The sequence below is a fragment of the Streptomyces diastatochromogenes genome (assembly GCF_002242805.1).
GTDB classification, from domain to species: Bacteria; Actinomycetota; Actinomycetes; order Streptomycetales; family Streptomycetaceae; genus Streptomyces; species Streptomyces diastatochromogenes.
In genome coordinates, this window is sequence record NZ_MCGQ01000006.1 from 1 (window position 1) to 4395 (window position 4395).

Annotated in this window: 3 protein-coding genes and 1 pseudogene; all 4 read right to left on the minus strand. The window is 75.5% G+C overall.

Annotation, left to right across the window (positions count from 1 at the left end; translation table 11 throughout):
• A partial coding sequence (locus tag BEK98_RS03520) for a protein kinase family protein (RefSeq protein WP_483027321.1) occupies positions 1-809 on the minus strand: 809 nt, incomplete at its 3' end.
• 26 nt (positions 810-835) lie between these two features.
• Positions 836-2392, minus strand: a complete 1557-nt coding sequence (locus BEK98_RS03525) for a serine/threonine-protein kinase (RefSeq protein ID WP_094214876.1) — start codon at positions 2390-2392, stop codon at positions 836-838.
• On the minus strand, positions 2389-4146 hold the full coding sequence (locus tag BEK98_RS03530) for an FHA domain-containing protein (RefSeq protein WP_094214877.1): 1758 nt from the start codon (positions 4144-4146) through the stop codon (positions 2389-2391). The genes BEK98_RS03525 and BEK98_RS03530 overlap by 4 nt, the downstream gene beginning before the upstream one ends.
• An 8-nt stretch (positions 4147-4154) precedes the next feature.
• A pseudogene (locus tag BEK98_RS48865) lies at positions 4155-4395 on the minus strand (hypothetical protein); the annotation flags it as partial.

The following is a 4395-nucleotide window of genomic DNA, read 5'->3' on the forward strand; positions in this document are numbered from 1 at the left end:
CTGTCGGTGGGTGGGTGGGGGGGTGGTGTGGGACGTGGGGCGAACGGTGGAGTCGCCGCTGCCGCTGCCGCGCGCAGGGCCGTGCGGTGCAGGAAGTTCGCCGGGAGGGCCGCGTGCCCGGCCACCAGGGCGGCCCGGGCCGCCGCTAGTCCCTCGGACTCGGCGGTGGTGGCGCAGTGGGCGAACAGGTCCGCCGCGGGGGTTCCGGTCTGGGTCCAGGCGGCGCCGAGGGTGCGGGCCAGGGTGGCCCAGGCGGCGGTGTCGGCCGCCCGGGAGTCCGGGGGCGGGACGTCACCCGGCAGTCGTACAGCCGCCGCCGGCGCGTCGCCCAGCACCGCGCTCAGCGCCGTCTCGGCCAGCAGGGCCACGCCGTCCGGGGCCAGGACCACGGTGTCCGGGGCGAGTGAGCCGTGGGTCAGGCCTGCCGTGTGCAGGGCCAGCAGGGTCTGTGCGGTCTCGTTGAGGATGCTCGCCGCGCTGCCCGCGTCCGGGCGGGGGCCGCCGGCGGACAGGATGTCGGTGAGGGTGGGGGCCGGTGGCCTGGCCGTGAGCAGCCATACCGCGTCGGCTTCGGCGACGAGGTCGACCGTGCCGAGCAGCCCGGGCAGCCGGAGCTTCGCCGTGGTGAGCACCGCGGCGGCCAGGCGTTCGCGCGTGCCCTGCGGCCCGAGCAGGGCCGGGTCGATGCGCAGCGCCCCGCGCACGGGCTCGCCGGAACCGTCCGGGAGCAGGGCGTGCCAGGTGCCGAAGCGCGCGTCCCGTGACCAGCCGGACAGGGGCCGGCCGGCCACTGTGGTGGCTGTCGTCATGTCGATCCGTTCTCGTGGGGCGGTGTTCAGCACGGCGGTGCGTCCAGGGAGGCCGTCTGGGGGCCGTCGGCGGCTGCCGGGTCGCTGCTGAGCGTGACGTCCCAGGTCCCCCGGCAGGGGTGGTTGGAGAAGTCCGCCTCGAAGGTCAGGTCGTAGCGGGTGCTCCCGGACAGGGGCTGGGACTGGGAGCCGTACGGGTCGGCGGGTGTGTCGACGTAGTAGTTCGCGGTGACGGTCAGCGGACCGGTGCCCGTCGTCTCGACCGTCACCGCCGCGACGAGCGTGCCCGGTTTCTGCCCGCGCTGCCATGAGCCGATGGTGATGGTGATGGTGCCGGGGGTTGCCGCGGGCGGGGCCGCGGTGGTCGGGGTCCCGGCCGGTGCGGTCGTCTCCGTGGACGGGGTGGGCGAGGACGACGGGACGTCCGTGGGAGTGGTGGAGGGCGTGGTGTCGGCCGTGGGCGGGGGGCTGCTCGGCGACGATGTGGAGGGAGTGGGTGAAGTGCCGGGTTTGGTGGGCGAGTTGGCGGATGTCGGAGTCGAACTCGCGACCGTCGTCGACGTGTCGTGCGGGCGGCCCGTCGCGTACGTCGCTCCGCCCGCGACGACCGCCAGCGCGGCCACCCCACCGGTCGCCACTTTCCATCCCCCGCGCTTGATCCGGCCGAGCAGGGTGAGCGCGGTGGCCGAGCCGTCGAGCGTCGCGGTCGCGGTGAACGGGAACAACAGGGCGAGCAGCGCGGCGAGTTCGGCGAGCCGACGGCGGCCGCGCTCCTCCCAGCCGGCGCCGTAGCCCTCCCCGGCGGCCCGTTCCAGGTCGGCGAGGAAGGACTCGACACCGGGCCGGTCCGCAGCGTCCTTCGCCAGGCCGGCGCGCAGCAGCCCCCGCACCGGCGCGGGTACGTCGTCCAGCGGGGCCGGTGCGCGCAGGTGCTGCAGGCGCAGTGCGGTCATGTCGTCGGCGGGGAAGGGCCGTCGTCCGGTCAGGCACTCGAAGAACACCACGGAGGCCGCGTAGACGTCGGCGGCCGGGCCGGCCGGCTCGCCGTCCCACTGCTCGGGCGCCATGTAGGCGGGTGTGCCGGCGGCCTCGGTCTCCCGGCCGCTGCGCACGGCGATGCCGAAGTCGGCCAGCGCGCTGGTGCCGTCGGCTCGGACCAGGACGTTCTCCGGCTTGTAGTCGCGGTGCACCACCCCGGCCGCGTGGGCCGCGCCCAGCCCGAGCAGGGAGCCCTTGAGCAGGACGAGCGCGGCCTCGGGGCCGGTCGCCCCGTGCCGGCGCAGCAGTTGGCGCAGGCTGACGCCGTCGACCGCCTCCATCACGATCGCGGCGCCGGCGCGTGCCTCGACGTACTCGTACAGCCGCACCACGCACGGGTGCCGCAACTCGCCCAGCAGCCGGGCCTCGGCCCGGAAGCGGGCGAGGAACTCCCGGTCCGCGCGCAGGCGTTCGCCCAGGTACTTGATCGCGACCGGCACGCCGGTCGCGGTGTGCCGGGCGAGGACGACCTTCCCGCCGGCTCCCTCGCCGAGCGTGCGGACGGTCTCGTAGCCGGGTACGGCCCAGCCCGCGTCGTCGGTCATGCCGTCCCCTCCATGGGCGCGGCGATCCCGGCGCCCTGTCGTACGTCCTTCGCGTCCCGGCGGCGCCGTATCCGGCGCAGCAGCCAGCGCACGGGTGCGGCCCACACCGGGAAGGCGATCAGGGCGACCACGGCCGCCTCGATCACCGTGGTCCACGGCTCGGGCAGCCGGCCTTCCAGCAGGTCGCCGATCCGGGAGCGCCAGGCCAGCAGGGCGAGGGCGAGGAAGCCGTAGGTGCCCACGACGACCGCGAGGCCGTAGGCGGCCATGCCGGCCTGGCGCGGCCCCGGCCGGTTGCCGGCGCGCAGGTCGCGCCACAGGCCCGCGCGGAAGTAGGCGCTCGCCTCCTCGCGCAGCCGGGGCACCCGCAGCGCGTCGGTCAGTGCCTGGTAACCGTCCAGTGGCATCAGCGGGTTGAAGTTGTAGAGGGTGTTCAGGTAGAGGCCGAAGGCCAGGTGGTAGAGGACGGCCGAGGCGGGTCCGGCGGGCAGCAGGGCGGCTCCCGTGGCGCACCAGCCGGCCAGCGCCGCCGTGGACAACGGCCCGGACAGGGCCACCACGACCCGTGACCAGCGGGAGCCGAACCACATGTCGCTGGTGTCCACGAACGCGAACGGCATGCCCATCATCAGCAGGAACCCGCCGCGCCGGACCTTGCGGCCGTACGACTTCACGGCCAGCGCGTGCGTCAGTTCGTGCACGAGCAGCGCGGTGACGTATCCGGCGGCCAGCAGGACCGGTCCCCACACGCCCGCCCCGCCGAAGTCCAGCAGGTGGTGCCGGCCCTGGGCGGCGAAGAACGCGACCAGGCCGCCGGCCACCGACAGCCAGGCGAGCAGCACCCCGGTCCGGGTGAACAGCCGCCAGCCGAAGGCCTGGTAGAGCCGGGTCACCAGCCGGTCGAGGCCGGGGACGGACACCTCCAGTTTCAGCAGCGCCCGGTAGACGGCACCCGCCGCCCGGCGCCAGCCCCTCGGCCGCTCCTCCTCCGGCCGGCCGGGCAGACCGCGCAGCAGGCCGGCGCCCGCGAACGCGGCCAGCGCGGACTCGATGCGGGGCAGGGCGAGTTCGCCGTAGCGCTCGGCGTAGGCGAACAGCAGGTCCCGTACCGTGTTCTCGCCGTCGACGGCGTGCCACAGGAAGACCTGGCGCTCGTCCAGTTCCAGATACCGGCCGGTGCGGGTGGAGCTGAGCACCCAGCGGGGTGCGCCGCGTTCGGTGGGGATCTGCTTGAGGGCCCAGCCGGAGCGGTGGCGGGGGCGCGCGGTGAGCGGGCCGCCCGCCTCCGGGGCCTCCTCCTGCCCGGCGGTGGGCAGTTGGGTCAGCTGGGTGCCGACGACCATCGTGCGGGAGCCGATCCGGGCGTCGCGGGGCTGCTCGAAGACCAGGCGTACGTCGCCCACGGACAGCTCGGTGCCGTCGGCCAGCCCGGCCACGCCGCCGTGCAGGTCGACGCCGGCCACCGCGGTGCCGTTGAAGGAGTCGAGGTCCTCGATCCGGAAGCCCTCAGGGGTGCGGACGACACGGGCGTGGCGGCGCGAGACGCTGCCGTCGGACAGGACGACGTCGTTGTCCTCGCCGCGGCCCAGCGTGGTGACCGGGCCGGTCAGCGGGACGAGCAGCGTGGGGTCGTCGAGGCCGCGCAGCTGGGGCGCGGCGTACGACGTCGGTGCGGCACCCCGGCGCGGGGTGCCGCAGTGCAGGCAGTACGGGAAGTCGCGCCGCACATGGACGCGGCAGACATGGCAGAGCATGCGGTGGCTCAGCCTCCGCCGGAACCGCTGAGGAACGTACCGCCGTTGAAGCCGCCGTCCGCGTCGGGTGCGGAGGGCGACAGGTGGGTGGCGATGTCGCCGGTGCCGGGCAGGTCCATGCCGCCGCGGACGGTCGTCCCAGCGCGGCCGAGAGTGCCTTCGCCGCCGCCGATGCGCCGGCCGTTGCCCGGGTCGCCGCCGCCTTCACCTCCGCCGCCGGGTTCACCGCCGCCGCTGGGGCGCCGACCG